This is a genomic window from Streptomyces sp. NPDC028907 (assembly GCF_055564995.1).
Window position 1 is genome coordinate 340465 of record NZ_JBVHVE010000011.1, and the last position, 15511, is coordinate 355975.

Below are 15511 nucleotides of genomic sequence, written 5' to 3' on the forward strand. Positions count from 1 at the left end.
CACCTGGCCGGTGCTGCGATAGTGATCCCCGACCGGAAAGATGTAACGAGCATCCAGGACGCGCGTGGACACCAGCGAGAGCAGTACCGAACCACAGGAGCCACCGGAGAAGGACCTCTGCGCGGTGCCGACCCGGCGACGCGGGCGGCGCCGCTGGGCCATGGACACCCGGCCGCTGCGCCGCCCGGCCTACCGCCGGCTGTGGTCCTCGACCATCGTCACGGCCGTCGGCAGCCAGCTCACCGCGGTCGCGGTGCCCAAGCAGATCTACGACATCACGCACTCCTCGGCGTGGGTCGGCGCCGCGAGCCTCGCCGGACTGCTGCCGCTCGTGGTGTTCGCCCTGTGGGGTGGGGCCGTCGCGGACAGCATGGACCGGCGCAAGCTGCTGCTGATCACCAACAGCGGTATCGCGGTCACCTCGGTGCTGTTCTGGCTCCAGGCCGTCACCGGCCTAGCGTCGGTGGCCGTGCTGATGGTGCTGCTCGCAGTACAGCAGGCGTTCTGGGGGCTCAACGCCCCGGCCCGCAACGCCTCCATCGCCCGACTGGTGCCGGCCGAGGAACTGACCGCGGCGAACGCCCTCGGCTCCACCGTCATGCAGACCGGACAGGTCGTCGGACCCCTGCTGGCCGGTGTGCTCATACCCGTGATCGGGTTGGCCGAGCTGTACCTCATCGACGCGCTGGCCCTGTGCGTCACGCTCTGGGCGGTCGTACGGCTGCCCGCGCTGCCGCCCCTGGCGGCTCCGGGCGGCACCGTCAAACGCCGGGCGGGCGTACGGGAGATCGCGGACGGCTTCCGCTACATCGCCCTGCACAAGGTGCTGTTGCTGTCCTTCCTGGCCGACATCGTCGCGATGGTCTTCGGCATGCCCCGCGCCCTGTTCCCGCAACTCGCCGGCGAGACCTACGGGTCGTACGGCGAAGGGCTCGCGCTCGGGCTGCTGTTCGCGGCGATCCCGATCGGCGCGGTCGCCGGGGGGCTGTTCTCCGGCACGTTCTCCCGGGCCCGCAGGCACGGCTGGATGGTGATCGGCGCGGTCGTCGCCTGGGGCGCCGCCATCACCGGCTTCGGACTGAGCGACAGCCTGTGGCTCGCCGTGGCGTTCCTCGCCCTCGCCGGGGTCGCCGACATGGTCTCGATGGTCTTCCGCGGCGCGATCCTCCTGTCCGCCGCCAGCGACGAGATGCGCGGCCGGATGCAGGGCGTCTTCACGGTGGTCGTGGCAGGCGGACCGCGCCTCGCCGACGTGCTGCACGGCACGGCGGGTTCGGCGTTCGGGGCGCGTACGGCGACCGTGGGCGGCGGGCTGCTGGTCGTCGTCCTCATGGTCGGCCTGGCTTTGCTCGTGCCGGCGCTGCGCCGTTATCGCGTCTGAGCCTCACAGCGCGCCGCGCCGCTGGTGGCCGTACTGCTCCATCAGCCTGCCGCGCGTCAACTCCAGCCGGTGCGCGAGGATTTCGGCGACATGGCGGACCAGGGACATCCCAAGGCCGGGATCCTCCTCGCACAGCCGCAGCACCGCCGCCGCGTCGAACTCGTAGGCGCGTACCGGGCTGAAGGCCTCCGCGCCGAAATCCCACTGGTACGGCGGGAACAGCCAGGACCAGCCCAGCAGGTCGCCGGAGCCGAGGCTGGCGACGGTCACCCGCTGGATCGACGTCACCCGCTGGTCGAGGGAGACGGCGCCCGAGCGGATGACCCAGAAGCGGTCGGCCGTGCCGCCCGCCTCGAAGATCCGGGTGTCCTCCGGGAAGGAGACCTCCCGGGCGAGCGCCATCAGACGCTGGCGCTGAGGTGACGGAAGGGCGGTCAGCAGTTTGATCGCTTTGGTCATGACACAGGGCTCCTCGCCGACGACTGAGGTACCGGTGCTTTCCCTGCGTCCATTTCAGCCGCTACCGCCGCGGTGAGCACCTCGGCGGCGGACGGTTTCGTAAACCGAGAGCGTGCGAGGGCATTAAAAAGCCCTGGCTGGACGGGGGAGGCCAGCCAGGGCCGTAAGTGGTGGTGCGGGGGACGAGACTGTCTACCCCGTGACCACGTATGTATGAACCGTAAACCATCTTGGCGGATTCTGCGTAGCCAGGACCGGGTTACGTGACCGGTTTCACTCCGATCGATGTTTCAAGGCCGTTCGGGATGCCTTCCCGGGGTCAGAATCTCCTCCAGTACCGTGATCACGGTTTCATAGGCCACCGTGCGTACGGCGGCGTCGCGGGCCGCGTCGGGGTCGGTCGACCTGAGCTGCTCGCTCCGTGCCCGCCACGTCCGCTCCTCCTGCCGGGCACAGGCCCTGGCGCGCTGCATGCGCCGCAGCAGTTCGTCTGAGTCCACGACATCGGTCATGACATCCGCGTACCCCGGTATCGCCCCGATGAGCCGTCCTTCCCTCGATGCCTTCACACGCCGTCCGGCGCTTTCACGGGCACGCCCAGCGGTCGGGCCAGACCGGCCACGCCCTCGTCGAGGCGTTGCAGATGCCGCAGGACGCGGTCGGTGACCCGGCCGTAGCGGGGTGCGCCGGGGGCGCTGCGGCCCAGGAGCGAGGCGATGCTCGGGCCGGTCTCGATCGCGGCCGTGGCCTGTTCGTCGGTGACGTGCTCGGTGATCGTCTCGATGTTGTGCGCGATACGCCCCGCGGCCCGGCGCAGCCGGGGATCCGCCGCGATCGAGGGGTGGGTGGGCAGCAGCTCGGCGGTCGCGGCCAGGGAACGCGCGTGGTACGCGCACGTCTCCAGCAGCGCGACGACATGGCGCGCGGTTTCCCGCCGGGCCCGCAGCGGCGTCACCGGATGCGTGAGCGGCTTGGTCGCGGCCCGCAGGTCGGCCAGCGCCTGGTCCAGGTCCCGCGCCTGGTCCAGCAGCTCGACCGGCGGCCCGCCGCTGAGCTGCTCGACGGCGCTGCGGGTGACCTCCCCGAGCCGTTCCAGCACGGTGGCGAGGAGCTCGTTCGTACGGCGGTCCGTCTGCACCGGCAGCACCAGCGCGGCCGCGATCACCCCGCAGGCCGCGCCGAGCGCCGTCTCCTCGATGCGCAGCACGAGCACCGAGAGGCTGTAGGTGTGCAACAGCGTGTAGAGCAGCCCCAGGGCGGCGGTGACGAAGAAGGAGGACAGCGTGTAGGACAGCGGTGCCGAGTAGAACATCGCGAACACGAACAGCAGCACCAGCGCGAACGCCGTCCAGGTGTGCTGCCCGACCGCGCCCGCGAGCACGATGCCGGCCAGGACGCCCAGCACGGTGCCGAGCAGCCGGCGGTAGCCCTTGACCAGGATCTCGCCGGTGGACGCGGTGTTGAGGAACACGATCCAGCAGGTCAGCACCGCCCAGTACCAGCGGTCGCGGGACAGCAGCTCGCCGCCGACCATCGCCAGCGTCGACCCGACGGCCACCTGCACGGCGGCACGCGTGGTGGGCCGGCGCAGCCCGGAGGGCTCCTCCGAGGGCGCCTCCTCGTCGGCGTCGAGCACGGCGTCCTCCGCGTCGAGCTCCTCACGCGAGCGCGCCGTGGCCGGGCTGTCGTCGGACTCGTCCTGGGGTCCGCCGAGGGCGATCCGCAGCCCGAGGACCGCGCGGGCGGCCTCGCCGACGGCCCGGAAGGCGTCCTGCACGGCGGGCGAGGCGTCGGGCAGGTTCTCCTCGTCGCGGTAGCCGAGCAGCCGGTTGCGGACGTGGGACAGCGCGGTCTTGGAGGTCTCGCCGACGGGGTGCAGCACGAGCAGGCGCAGGGCCTCCAGGTCCCGGCGCAGCGTGACGGTCGCCTCCTCGCGGACCGGCTGCCGCCCACCCGAGGGGACGGGCGCGCCGGGCAGATGCAGGGCCAGGGTGTCGGCCCGCTCGGCGCCGCGCGCCGCGAGCAGCGACAGGCCCAGACGCTCGGCCGCGATCTCGGCGTCCGCGACCCGTCGTTGCACGAGCCGTGCCACGGCCTCGTCCGTGGTCCCCTCCGCCAGCCGGCCCTGGATCAGCAGAGCCGTCTCGTGCAGACGCGCCGTGCCCTCGCGCACCCGCTCCAGGGCCCGGTCCGCCTCCTGCGGACCGGCGCCGAGCAGTTCGAGCTGGGCCGACAGCAGCTGGGCCAATCGGGCGCGGAAAGCCTTGCGCAGCCGCTCCAGCACCCCCGTCGGCGTCTCCGGGACGAGAACGAACCGCACCAGCGCGCTGCAGCCGAAGGCCAGGGCGACCGCACCGTACAGCTCGGGCAGACCGGACACCGTGGCGCCGACGAACAGGGACACGAAGTAGATCTGGAACCCGATCAGACCGAGTGCGGTCCCGCGGTCGCCGAACCTGCGGCCGTAGACGGCACAGAAGATGAGCAGGACGAAGACCACGTCCCCGGCCACGATGTTGCTGTGCAGGGCCGCCGCCAGCGTCATGGACGCCAGCGCCACCGGCAGTCCCAGTGCGAGCGTGACCGCCTGCTGTCCGCGCTGCTTCTCCCGGATCGCGAAGGTGGCCACCATCGCCGCCAGGGCGCCGGCGACCAGGTGCGTCACATCGGTGCCGAGCAGGGCGAGCACGGCGACCGCGAGGGCGATCGCGCCCGCCGTGCGCAGCCCGGCGGTCAGCCGCAGCAGCCCGGGATCGGACGCCGCGAAACGGTCCCGCAGTCGCGCCCGGACCGGCCGTCCCGCTGCCCTCACGTCGCCGTACTCTCTCCCGCTCTCTCCCCGTTCCCACCGCGGGCGGCGGCTCGCGGCGCGGCCGTCACGTCAGTCAGCCGTCCCCTCGATCGCCTCGTCCCCGTCCTTCCCGGCGAGGCGCGCCCGCAGCTGCTCCGGCGTCAGATACGCGTGGACGAACTCGAAGTCCTTCAGCTTGGCCGGGCTGCGGGACTGGAACCCGGTGCGCACGAAATCGTCCCCGGCGACGGCGTTGAGCAGCCAGTTCGTCATGACGCGAGTCTTGGCGACGTTGGTGCGCAGCGCCGACCAGTGGTAGCCGCGGGCGACGGCCATCGCGGGCAGGCCCTTCAGCTCGATGCCGAGCGGCTTGGAGACCGCGTCGCGGCCACCGAGGTCGACGACCAGACCGAGGTCCTTGTGCTCGTACGGCCGCAGCGGCCGGCCGCGCAGGGCCGCGATGACGTTGTCGGCCACGACCTTGCCCTGGCGCATGGCGTGCTGGGCGGTGGGCGGGCAGACGGCGCCCTCCTCGCCCTTGGCCACGTCGGGCACGGCGGCCGCGTCGCCGAGCGCGAACACGCCGTCGTGGCCCGGCAGGTTCATCTCGGCGTTCACCGCGAGGCGGCCCCGCACCGTCTCGGCGCCCAGCGTGCCGATCAGCGGGCTGGCGACGACGCCGGCGGTCCAGATCAGCGTGCGGGTCGGGATCACCCGGCCGTCGGTGAAGGTGACCTCCTCGGGGCCCGCCTTCGCGATGGACACACCCAGGGAGATCTCGACACCGCGCTTGCGCAGGATCTCCTGGGCCGCGCTGCCCAGCTTCTCGCCGAGCTCGGGCATCAGCCTCGGCGCGATGTCGATCAGATGCCACTTGATCAGCTTCGGGTCGAGCCGCGGATAGCGCTTGACCGCGTTGTGGGTCAGCTGTTGCAGACAGGCGGCGGTCTCGGTGCCCGCGTAGCCGCCGCCGACCACCACGAACTGAAGCCGTGCCGCGCGCTCGGCCGGGTCCTGGCTGGCGTCGGCTAGGTCCAGTTGGGAGATGACGTGGTCTCGGATGTAGGCGGCCTCCGCCAGGGTCTTCATGCCGTACGCGTTGTCGGTGAGCCCGGGGATGTCGAAGGTGCGGGTGATGCTGCCGGGCGCCAGCACGATGTAGTCGTACGGCTCGTTGACGGTCACGTCGGTGATGGTGCGGATGACGCAGACCTTGGCCGCGAGGTCCACGCCGATGGCGCCGCCCGGGATGATCCGGGTGCGGTAGCGGCGGCTGCGGCGCAGGGACACGGCGATCGACTGGGGCGTCAGGACGCCGGAGGCGACCTGGGGCAGCAGGGGGAGGTAGAGCTGGTAGGAGGACGGCGTCACCAAGGTGATCTCGGCTTCGTCGGGGGACAGTTTGCGTTCCAGCCGGCGAACGCATCCGACTCCGGCGAAGCCTGCGCCAACCACCAGGATCCTGGGTCGTGTCACGGTGATCATCCCTTCTGCGGCTCCAGGCGGGGTGCCTGACCTCGTTCGCCTGCCCCCGGATCGCGGCTTCGCACGCCTCGATCCCACCGCGCCACCGGCCGCTGCGCCAGCCGGGTGCGGCAGGCAGATGAACTCGTCGACAGCCACCTTGCCCCAGTCGGCGCGGGGGCACACCGGTTCGGTGGTGAAAGACGTGTACGCGCGATCTCTTGACGGTTGATTGGTCCGGACCTAGCCTCCCTCTCGCTCGTCCAAGTCAGGGGCCGCAGTTCAGATATGTGACCAAGATGTGTGACGTGCGGCCCACCCCCCACACCCGACAGGAGGCAGTATGCCCCTACGCCTGCGCACCCTCACCGTCACCACGGCGCTGTGCGCCACCTCCCTGCTCGCCGCCCCGGAGGCCTTCGCCGAAGTCGAGCCCGGCGGCTGGCAGTCGGTGTCACCGACCTTCACCGTGCAGGAGCGCGGCTGCGGCCAGGTCGACGGCCTGACGTTCCGGCTCACCTGCTCCACCGCGAGCGGCGACCAACGGGCTGAACGACGCTACGCCACCTACACCGGAGGAACCCGACAGTTCGAAGGCTATTTCCGCATCACCAGCCTCAGCGGCACCCGGATCAGCCTCAAGCAGACCTTCCACGAGTCGGGCTCCGGCCCCTACTTCATGCTCGCCGTCGAACGCGGCGGCCGCCTCTACGCGGTGCACGGCGGCAGCACGCTCTCGGGCGCCGGGACGGTCGGCGCGACCGTCCGCGTGAATACCGTCCACCAGGTCGGCGCCGAGCACCGCACCTACATCAACGGCTCGCTCAAGCACACCTACGCGAGCCCCGGCGGCAGCTTCTACGACAAGTTCGGCGCGTACCGCACCAACAGCGGCAGCGGACAGGCCACCGTGGAGTGGAGCAACATCCGCTTCTGGCGCAAGTAGCGGTCGCCGTATGCGAGGAAAGGCGCCCATCGCGGCGTCGGCAGCGCTGATCCTGGCGCTGCCGGCCTGCTCGGCCGACGCCGCCGACCCGCAGCGGCCACTGCGCGGTGTCCTCACGACACCCACCGACATCGACCTCGACTGGCAGGACACCAGGCCCGGAATCGCGGGCCACGTCCTGGAGTTCGCGACCGAGGAGAGCGGCCCCTACACCGTCCTGAAGTACCCCGCCCCCCAGGTGACGAGCTACCGCCACCCCGACCTCCTGCCGCACACCACCTTCCACTACCGGCTGCGGTCCTACCGCGGTCCCACCGTCCGGCCGACCCGCACCGACCTCGCGGACGCCCTCCGCTTCAGCTGGGCCGACGACTTCCCGGACGAGGACGGCTTCCTCCTGGAGATCCGCAAGAAGAGCCACCGCTACGTCCCCGTCGCAGTCGTCCCCCCGGACACCGAGACCACCGACTTCGTCCCCCTGCCCGACGAACTGCACGCCACCTACCGCGTGCGTGCCTTCGTCCTCGGCGAGCAGTCCAATGTCGTACGGCTCACCACGGGTGAGTAGACACGGGCGGGCAGGGCGAGTGGGGCCGGCAGGGCGAGCCGGGCGCGTCAGCCGAAGACGTTGTCCGTGTCGTCCCAGTGCGCCAGCTCGTCCGCAATGTGTTCCCTGGGCGTACGCGAGCGCGCCTGGTACATCGCGTCGATGTGAAGCGCGTAGTGCCGCACGATCGCGTCCCGGCGCAGCTTCATCGACGGTGTCAGCAAGCCGCTGGCCACGTCGAACGGCGCCGGCAGCACCCGGAACACCCGGATCGACTCCGAGCGCGACACCGCGCTGTTGGCCGCGGCCACCGCCCGCGAGAGCTCCTCCCGCAGCGCGCTCTCCTCGCGCGCCTCCTTCACCCGCGCGTCGCTGCGCACCGCGAGGGACTCCCGCCAGTACGCCAGGAAGTCCGGGTCCAGAGTGATCAGGGCCCCGACACAGGGCCGGTTGTCGCCCACGACCACCGCCTGATGGACCAGCGGATGCATCCTCAGGCGCTGCTCCAGCAAGGCCGGGGAGACGCTCTTGCCACTGCTCGTGACGATGACGTCCTTCTTGCGGCCGGTGATCGTCAGATAGCCGTCGGAGTCCAGCCGTCCCAGGTCCCCGGTGGCCAGCCAGCCACCGCGCAGCGCGGCCCGCGTCGCGGCCTCGTCATGGACGTAGCCCTGGAACACCGACGGCCCGCGCACCAGGATCTCCCCGTCGTCGGCGACGCGGATGTCGGTGCCCGGCAACGCCTGACCGACCGTCCCCGACATCTCCCGGCCAAGTGGCTGCGCGGTGATCCCGCCGCTGGTCTCGGTGAGCCCGTAGCCGTCGTTCACATAGATGCCGATGCCCTCGTAGAACAAGGAGATCTCACGGTTCAGGGACGAGCCGCCCGAGGTCGCCAGCAGCACCCGGCCGCCCAGCGCGGCACGCAGCTTGCGGTACACCGTCCGTTCGTACAGGGCGTGCTGCAGCCGCAGATCGAAACCCGGCCCAGGTCCGCCGCCCAGCCGCTGCCGTTCGAGGGCCGCCGCGAAGTCCCGTGCGGTGTCGGCGGCCCGCTCGAACAGCGCCCCCCGGCCCGCCTGTTGCGCGACACGCAGGAAGTTCTTGTAGATCTTCTCGAAGATCGACGGGACCCCGCAGAAATACGTCGGTCTGAACGAACGCAGCGCCGCCGACAGCGCCTCCTCGTGCAGTTCGGGCTCGTGGCCCATCATCATGCCGCCGCGGATGCACAAGGTCTGCACCAGAAGGCCGTACACATGGGAGAACGGCAGGAAGGCGAGCACGGACGCCTGCCCGCCCGGCGGCACCACCTTGTGCCCCCAGCCCGCGAGCAGGGTGTCGCAGGTGCTCGCCAGGTTGCGGTGGCTGAGCGCGCAGCCCACGGGCCGGCCCGTCGTGCCGGAGGTGTAGGCGACGACCGCGGTGGAGTCCGGCAGCACGATCCGGCGCATCGACTCCACCGTCGCGAGCGGGACGAACTCGCCCCGCTCCACCAGCTGCGGCAGCGCATCCGCGTCCAGCTGCCAGACATGGCGCAGCTGCGGCAGCGCCCCGCACACCGACCCGACCGTCATGACCGCCTGTTCGTCCTCGACCACCACGGCCACACAGCCGGAGTGCCGCAGGATCCACTCGACCTGGTCGCGCGACGACGTCGGATAGATCGGGACCACCTCGGCGCCCACCGCCCACAGCGCATGGCTGAGCACGGTCCACTCGTACCGGGTACGCGCCATGATGGCCACGCGATGACCCGGTGAGATCCCGGAAGCGATCAGACCCTTGGCCAGATCGGTCACTTCGTCGCGCACCTCGACGGCGGTCACCTCCTCCCAGGTGGGGGAGGAGGGGTCCGGGCGGCGCGCGAGCAACGGCAGGGTGGGGTCGAGGGCCGCCGTCTCGAAGACGCTGTCGGCGAGCCCGCCGGTCAGGGATGTGACGGTGGAGGGAGCGAGGCCGAGGTCGCGCATGCGCTGCTCCTGTTGTGTACCGGGTGTGACATCACCGATGAGTACTGTTATCGGCGGTGCCCGAATCTAGCCCAGCTGAGAGCGCGCGGTGTCGAGAACTGACAATTGACCTCGTTCGGTGACCTCCCCTCGGTCAGGGTGACAGCCACACCGTGGCGAGCGGAGGCAACGTCAGCCGAATGTGCCCGTCCTCCGGCTTGAGCGGTTCCGGGTTGGTGACGTCGCTCCCGCCGTAGTGCGCGGCATCGGTGTTGAGGGTCTCGTGCCAGGCGTCGACGCGGTCCGGCACCCAGAGGCGGTAGTCGTGCCGGACGACGGGGGAGAAGTTGGAGACGGCGAGCAGGATGTCACCGTCCGATCCGAAGCGGAGGAACGCGAACACGTTGTCGTCCGCGGCGTCCCCGACGACCCACTGGAAGCCCGACGGATCGGTGTCGCGCTCCCACAGCGCCGGGGTCGCCCGGTACAGCGTGTTGAGGTCCCGGACCAGGTCCCGTACGCCCCGGTGGTCTCCCGCGGACGCGTACCCGGGATCCAGCAGCCACCACTCGGGACCGTGTGCCTCCGACCATTCGGCGCCCTGCGCGAACTCCTGCCCCATGAACAGGAGCTGCTTGCCCGGGTGCGCCCACATGAAGCCCAGATACGCGCGGTGGTTGGCGCGCCGCTGCCACCAGTCGCCGGGCATCTTGGAGACCAGCGCCTGCTTGCCGTGCACCACCTCGTCGTGGGAGATCGGCAGCACGTAGTTCTCGCTGTAGGCGTACACCATCGAGAAGGTCATCTCGTTGTGGTGGTACTTGCGGTGGACCGGCTCCTTGGCGATGTACTGGAGCGAGTCGTGCATCCAGCCCATGTTCCACTTCAGCCCGAAGCCGAGCCCGCCGCTGTCGGTCGGCCGGGTCACCCCGCCCCAGGCGGTCGACTCCTCCGCGATCGTCACCACGCCCGGGTTGCGCCGGTACACGGTCGCGTTCATCTCCTGCAGGAACGCCATCGCGTCCAGGTCCTCGCGCCCGCCGTAGGCGTTCGGCGTCCACTGCCCGGAGTCCCGCGAGTAGTCGAGATAGAGCATCGAGGCGACCGCGTCCACCCGCAGCCCGTCGATGTGGAACTCCTCGCACCAGTACGTGGCGTTGGCGACGAGGAAGTTGCGCACCTCGGTGCGGCCGTAGTCGAACTCGAACGTCCCCCAGTCCGGGTGCTCCGCCCGCCGCGAGTCTCCAGGCTCGTAGAGCGGGTCCCCGTCGAACCGGGCCAGTGCCCAGTCGTCCTTGGGGAAATGGGCCGGCACCCAGTCCACGATGACCCCGATGCCGGCCTGGTGCAGGGCGTCCACCAGGTACTTGAAGTCGTCCGGCGTACCGAGCCGGGAGGCCGGCGCGTAGAAGCCGGTGACCTGGTAGCCCCACGACCCGGCGAAGGGATGCTGCGCGACCGGCATGAACTCGACATGGGTGAAGCCGAGCTCCTCGACGTACGCGGGCAGCTCCTCGGCGAGCTGCCGGTACGTCAGGCCCGGACGCCAGGACGGCAGGTGCACCTCGTAGACCGAGAACGGGGCCTGATGCACGGGGACGTCGCCCCGGTGCGCCATCCAGTGCTCGTCGCCCCACTCGTAGTGCGAGGCGTGCACGATCGACGCCGTGTCCGGCGGGACCTCCGCACGGCGGGCCATCGGGTCGGCCTTGAGGAACCGGCCGCCGTACCGGGACGTGATCTCGAACTTGTACCGCGTGCCCTCGCCGATCCCCGGCAGGAACAGCTCCCACACCCCGGACGCCCCGAGGGACCGCATCGGGAACGCCGTACCGTCCCAGCAGGTGAAGTCCCCGGCGACCCGGACACCCCGGGCGTTCGGCGCCCACACGGTGAACCGGGTTCCGGCCACTCCCTGATGGGTCATCGGCTCGGCGCCGAGCGCCTTCCACAGCTCCTCGTGCCGGCCCTCGCGGATGAGGTGCAGGTCGAGTTCGCCGAGGGCCGGCAGGAAGCGGTACGGGTCGTGGACCTCTCGCTCGTCGGACCCGTCCTCGGCGTACGACACCAGCAGCGTGTAGGCCGGGATCGCGTCCAGCGCAAGCACACCGGAGAACAGCCCGCCGCCCTCCGAGACCAGCCCCGTGCGCTCGCCGTCGACCACGACGCTCACCGCACGCGCGAACGGACGCAACGCACGGAAGGCGATCCCGCCCGGCACCGGATGTGCCCCGAGCAGTGCGTGCGGGTCGTGATGGGAGCCGGACAGCAGGCGTTCACGGTCGGCCGGGTCCAGGCGGGGCGCGGCGGCGTGCCGGCCCGGGCCGGCCGACTCGGGGCGCGAGATCTCGTGCAGGGCCATGGGTCAGGCTCCTCTCACGGCGAGGCGTTCGATCGCCGCCATCGGTACGGGCAACCAGTCGGGTCGGTGCCGGGCCTCGTACAGGACCTCGTACACGGCGCGGTCGGTCTCATACGCACGCAGCAGGCCGTGCTTCTTGCGCGGGTCCCAGCCCGCGAGGCCGGCATAGCCCGCGCAGTACGCCTCCCGGCAACGGCGCGCCCACTCCGGTCGCCACGGACGGCGCTGCCGGGCCGCGTAGTCGAAGGAGCGCAGCATGCCGGCGATGTCCCGCACCGGCGAGTGGACGCCACGCCGCTCGGCGAGCGGCCGGGACGGCTCGCCCTCGAAGTCGATGACAAACCACTCACGGCCGGCCCGCAGCACCTGACCCAGATGCAGGTCACCGTGGATGCGCTGGGCGGGCGGCCCCGGATCGCAGCCGGCCAGGGCGCCGAAGGCGGTACGCAGGCCCGGGACATAGGGCTGGAGTGCGGGGACGAAGTGCGCGGCGAGCTCCAGGCGCTCGGTCATCGCCGCCGCCATACGGTCGTTCTCGCCCCGGGACAACGACGGGAAGGCCGCCGCCAGCGCCAGATGCACCTCCGCCGTGGCCCGGCCCAGCTGACGGGCCTCGGCCGTGAAGTCGCCGCCCGAGGCCAGCGCGTCCAGCGCCAGTGTCCAGCCGTCGGAGGCGTCCCGCAGGAACGGCTGCAGCACGCCGAGCGTGGCCTCCCAGGGGTACGTCGTCCGGAACCAGGCCACCGGGGCAGGTACCCGTCGGCAGCCCTGCCCGGCCAGCGCGCCGGACAGCTCCAGGTCGGGGTTGACGCCGGGCTGGATGCGCCGGAACAGCTTGAGGATGAACGTATCGCCGTACACCAGCGAGGAGTTGGACTGCTCGGCGTCCAGCAGCCGGGGCACGAGCCCGGCGGGCACGGACACGGACGGGTCGGCCTCGAAGCACAGCGGGCCCGACGTGCCCGGGTGCCGCAGCCGTTCCAGCAGCAGCTGCGCCGAGCGGGGGTCCTGCAACGCGTCGAAGACCGTGAGCCCGGCCAGCGGACCCTCCTCCGCACGCCCGATCAGCGCCCGGCCGAGCCGCGGCGACAGATGCTGGCGTACGCCGAGCAGCAGCTGGTAGCAGTCGCCGGCCGGGGGAGCGCCGCCGGGCGCGGGCACCGCCGAGTGACCCGCGTGCACCAGCAGATGCAGACAGCCCGGGAACAGCTCCGTCATGGACAGCAACGCGAGGTCCGTGACGGGCCGGTCCTTGCCCGCGAACCAGCGCTGCCGTGGCAGCCATTCGCGCAGCAGCCCGGCGAGCGATGCCATGGGGCTCGCGTCGACCGTACGGCTCGATCGGGGAGATGCGGTCTTCTGCATGGTGACCCGTCCTTTCCTCGGCACGGACTCGGAGCGCACGCTCAAAGCCGTCGACCGATGCGGGATGCGACTCGGGAGAGCCGGAACCAGTAGAAGCCGTGGCCCCCGAGGGTCAGCAGATACGGCAGCTCGCCGATCGCCGGGAAACGGACCCCGCCGAACAGCTCCACCGGATGACGTCCGCTGAACTCACGCAGGTCGAGTTCCGTGGGCTGTGCGAAACGCGCGAAGTTGTTCACGCACAGCACCAGGTCGTCCTCGTATTCGCGGAGGAAGGCGAGTACCGCGGGGTTGGAGGACTGGAGTTCCGTGTAGGAGCCGAGCCCGAAGGCCGGGTTCTGCTTACGGATCTCGATCATGCGGCGCGTCCAGTGCAGCAGCGACGACGGGGAGGCCATGGAGGCCTCGACGTTCGTCACCTGGTAGCCGTAGACCGGGTCCATGATCGTGGGGAGACAGAGCCGCCCGGGGTCGCAGGAGGAGAAGCCGGCGTTGCGGTCCGGGGTCCACTGCATGGGCGTGCGGACGGCGTCGCGGTCGCCGAGCCAGATGTTGTCGCCCATGCCGATCTCGTCGCCGTAGTAGAGGATCGGGCTGCCCGGCAGGGCGAGCAGCAGGGCGGTGAACAGTTCGATCGAGTGCCGGTCGTTGTCGAGGAGCGGGGCGAGCCGCCTGCGGATGCCGATGTTGGCCCGCATACGGGGGTCCTTGGCGTACTCCGCCCACATGTAGTCGCGCTCTTCGTCGGTGACCATTTCGAGGGTGAGCTCGTCGTGGTTGCGCAGGAAGATGCCCCACTGGCAGCCGGAGGGAATGGCCGGGGTCTTGGCCAGGATTTCCGAGACCGGGTACCTCGACTCCCTTCGCACGGCCATGAAAATGCGCGGCATGACGGGGAAGTGGAAGGCCATGTGGCATTCGTCGCCACCGTTCTGGTAATCACCGAAGTAGTCGACGACGTCTTCGGGCCATTGGTTCGCCTCGGCCAGCAGCACGGTGTCCGGATACATCGCGTCGATCTCACGGCGGACACGCTTGAGGAACTCATGGGTCGCGGGAAGGTTCTCGCAGTTCGTGTCCTCCTCCGCGTACAGATAGGGCACGGCGTCCAGCCGGAATCCGTCGATTCCCAGGTCCAGCCAGAAACGGAGGGCGGCCAGGATCTCCTCCTGGACGGCCGGGTTCTCGTAGTTCAGGTCCGGCTGGTGGGAGAAGAAGCGGTGGAAGAAGTACTGGCCCCGGACCGGGTCGTACGTCCAGTTGGAGGCCTCGGTGTCGACGAAGATGATGCGGGCGTCGGCGTACTGCTTGTCGTCGTCGGCCCACATGTAGTAGTCGCCGTACGGGCCGTCCGGGTCCTTCCTCGATTCCTGGAACCACGGGTGCTGGTCGCTGGTGTGGTTCATGACGAAGTCGATGATGACCCGCATACCGCGCTGGTGTGCGGAGTCCACGAATTCCACGAAGTCGGCGAGGTCGCCGAACTCGGGCAGGACCGCGGTGTAGTCCGAGACGTCGTAGCCGCCGTCACGCAGGGGCGATTTGAAGAAGGGCGGCAGCCACAGGCAGTCGACGCCGAGCCATTGCAGGTAGTCGAGTTTGGAGGTCAGCCCCTTGAGGTCGCCGACACCGTCGCCGTTGGAGTCCTGGAAGGAGCGGACCAGGACCTCGTAGAAGACGGCGCGCTTGAACCAGTCGGGGTCACGGTCCTTGGCAGGGGTGTCCTCGAAGGTGTCCAGCACGGGCTCGTTGACGGTCATGACGCGGGGGACCCTCCGATCTGCGGTGGCGATGCCTGGACGTGGAGTACGTGCGCGGGAGCCCTGCCGGGTTCGAGGCGCACATAGTTGGTCCGGCCCCAGCGGTAGGTCTCACCCGTCAGTTCGTCGTGCACGGACAGGGAGGCGTCCCAGTCCAGGCCGAGTTGCGGCATGTCCAACGAGACCGTGGCCTCCTGGGTGTGGTGAGGATCAAGGTTGGCGACCACCAGAACCGTGTCCGGACCCGTGCGTTTGCTGTACGCGATGAGCGCGTCGTTGTCGGTGTGGTGGAAGCGGAGATTCCTGAGCCGGTGGAGGGCGGGGTGGCTCCTCCTGATGGCGTTGAGCTGGGTGATGAGGGGTGTGATGGTGCGGCCCTCGCGCTCGGTGGTGGCCCAGTCGCGGGGGCGTAGCTGGTACTTCTCGGAGTGGAGGTACTCCTCGCTGCCCTTGCGCAGGGGGGTGTTCTCGCACAGTTCGTAGC

General features: G+C 70.4%; 11 protein-coding genes and 1 pseudogene. 3 read left to right on the plus strand and 9 right to left on the minus strand.

Annotated features, from left to right (window positions below):
• The first annotated feature begins 64 nt into the window (after window positions 1-64).
• The gene (locus ACZ4UU_RS31585; RefSeq protein WP_471906799.1) at window positions 65-1381 is read left to right on the plus strand and encodes an MFS transporter; all 1317 of its coding nucleotides are present in this window, start codon (window positions 65-67) and stop codon (window positions 1379-1381) included.
• Between the two features lie 3 nt (window positions 1382-1384).
• Here the strand turns inward: ACZ4UU_RS31585 and ACZ4UU_RS31590 are convergent, their stop codons facing one another.
• The 4 genes from ACZ4UU_RS31590 to ACZ4UU_RS31605 form a co-directional block, all read right to left on the minus strand.
• Window positions 1385-1840 (minus strand): cyclic nucleotide-binding domain-containing protein, encoded by a 456-nt coding sequence (locus ACZ4UU_RS31590; RefSeq protein WP_471906800.1) that lies wholly within the window; start codon window positions 1838-1840, stop codon window positions 1385-1387.
• Window positions 1841-2130: 290 nt separating this feature from the next.
• Window positions 2131-2352, minus strand: a complete 222-nt coding sequence (locus ACZ4UU_RS31595; RefSeq protein WP_471906801.1) for a hypothetical protein — start codon at window positions 2350-2352, stop codon at window positions 2131-2133.
• Between the two features lie 53 nt (window positions 2353-2405).
• Window positions 2406-4652, minus strand: coding sequence for an FUSC family protein (locus ACZ4UU_RS31600; RefSeq protein WP_471906802.1), 2247 nt, complete (start codon window positions 4650-4652; stop codon window positions 2406-2408).
• A gap of 69 nt (window positions 4653-4721) precedes the next feature.
• Window positions 4722-6116, minus strand: a complete 1395-nt coding sequence (locus ACZ4UU_RS31605) for an NAD(P)/FAD-dependent oxidoreductase (RefSeq protein WP_471906803.1) — start codon at window positions 6114-6116, stop codon at window positions 4722-4724.
• A 322-nt stretch (window positions 6117-6438) separates the two neighbouring features.
• Here ACZ4UU_RS31605 and ACZ4UU_RS31610 point away from each other — a divergent pair, with 322 nt between their 5' ends.
• Together ACZ4UU_RS31610 and ACZ4UU_RS31615 are read left to right on the plus strand one after the other, a co-directional pair.
• Window positions 6439-7041, plus strand: a complete 603-nt coding sequence (locus ACZ4UU_RS31610; RefSeq protein ID WP_471906804.1) for a hypothetical protein — start codon at window positions 6439-6441, stop codon at window positions 7039-7041.
• 10 nt (window positions 7042-7051) lie between these two features.
• Window positions 7052-7609: a hypothetical protein gene (locus ACZ4UU_RS31615; RefSeq protein ID WP_471906805.1), complete on the plus strand. Its 558-nt coding sequence runs from the start codon at window positions 7052-7054 to the stop codon at window positions 7607-7609.
• A 47-nt stretch (window positions 7610-7656) separates the two neighbouring features.
• Here the strand turns inward: ACZ4UU_RS31615 and ACZ4UU_RS31620 are convergent, their stop codons facing one another.
• The 5 genes and pseudogenes from ACZ4UU_RS31620 to ACZ4UU_RS31640 form a co-directional block, all read right to left on the minus strand.
• Complete coding sequence (locus tag ACZ4UU_RS31620) at window positions 7657-9561, minus strand: AMP-dependent synthetase/ligase (protein WP_471906806.1); 1905 nt, start codon at window positions 9559-9561, stop codon at window positions 7657-7659.
• Between the two features lie 133 nt (window positions 9562-9694).
• Window positions 9695-11902: a 1,4-alpha-glucan branching enzyme gene (glgB, locus tag ACZ4UU_RS31625; protein WP_471906807.1), complete on the minus strand. Its 2208-nt coding sequence runs from the start codon at window positions 11900-11902 to the stop codon at window positions 9695-9697.
• 3 nt (window positions 11903-11905) lie between these two features.
• Window positions 11906-13267, minus strand: coding sequence for a maltokinase N-terminal cap-like domain-containing protein (locus ACZ4UU_RS31630; RefSeq protein ID WP_471906808.1), 1362 nt, complete (start codon window positions 13265-13267; stop codon window positions 11906-11908).
• A 41-nt stretch (window positions 13268-13308) separates the two neighbouring features.
• The gene (gene treS, locus ACZ4UU_RS31635; RefSeq protein ID WP_471906809.1) at window positions 13309-15027 is read right to left on the minus strand and encodes a maltose alpha-D-glucosyltransferase; all 1719 of its coding nucleotides are present in this window, start codon (window positions 15025-15027) and stop codon (window positions 13309-13311) included.
• Window positions 15024-15511, minus strand: a pseudogene (locus ACZ4UU_RS31640) (alpha-1,4-glucan--maltose-1-phosphate maltosyltransferase); the annotation flags it as partial. The pseudogene ACZ4UU_RS31640 and the gene treS, both read right to left, overlap by 4 nt.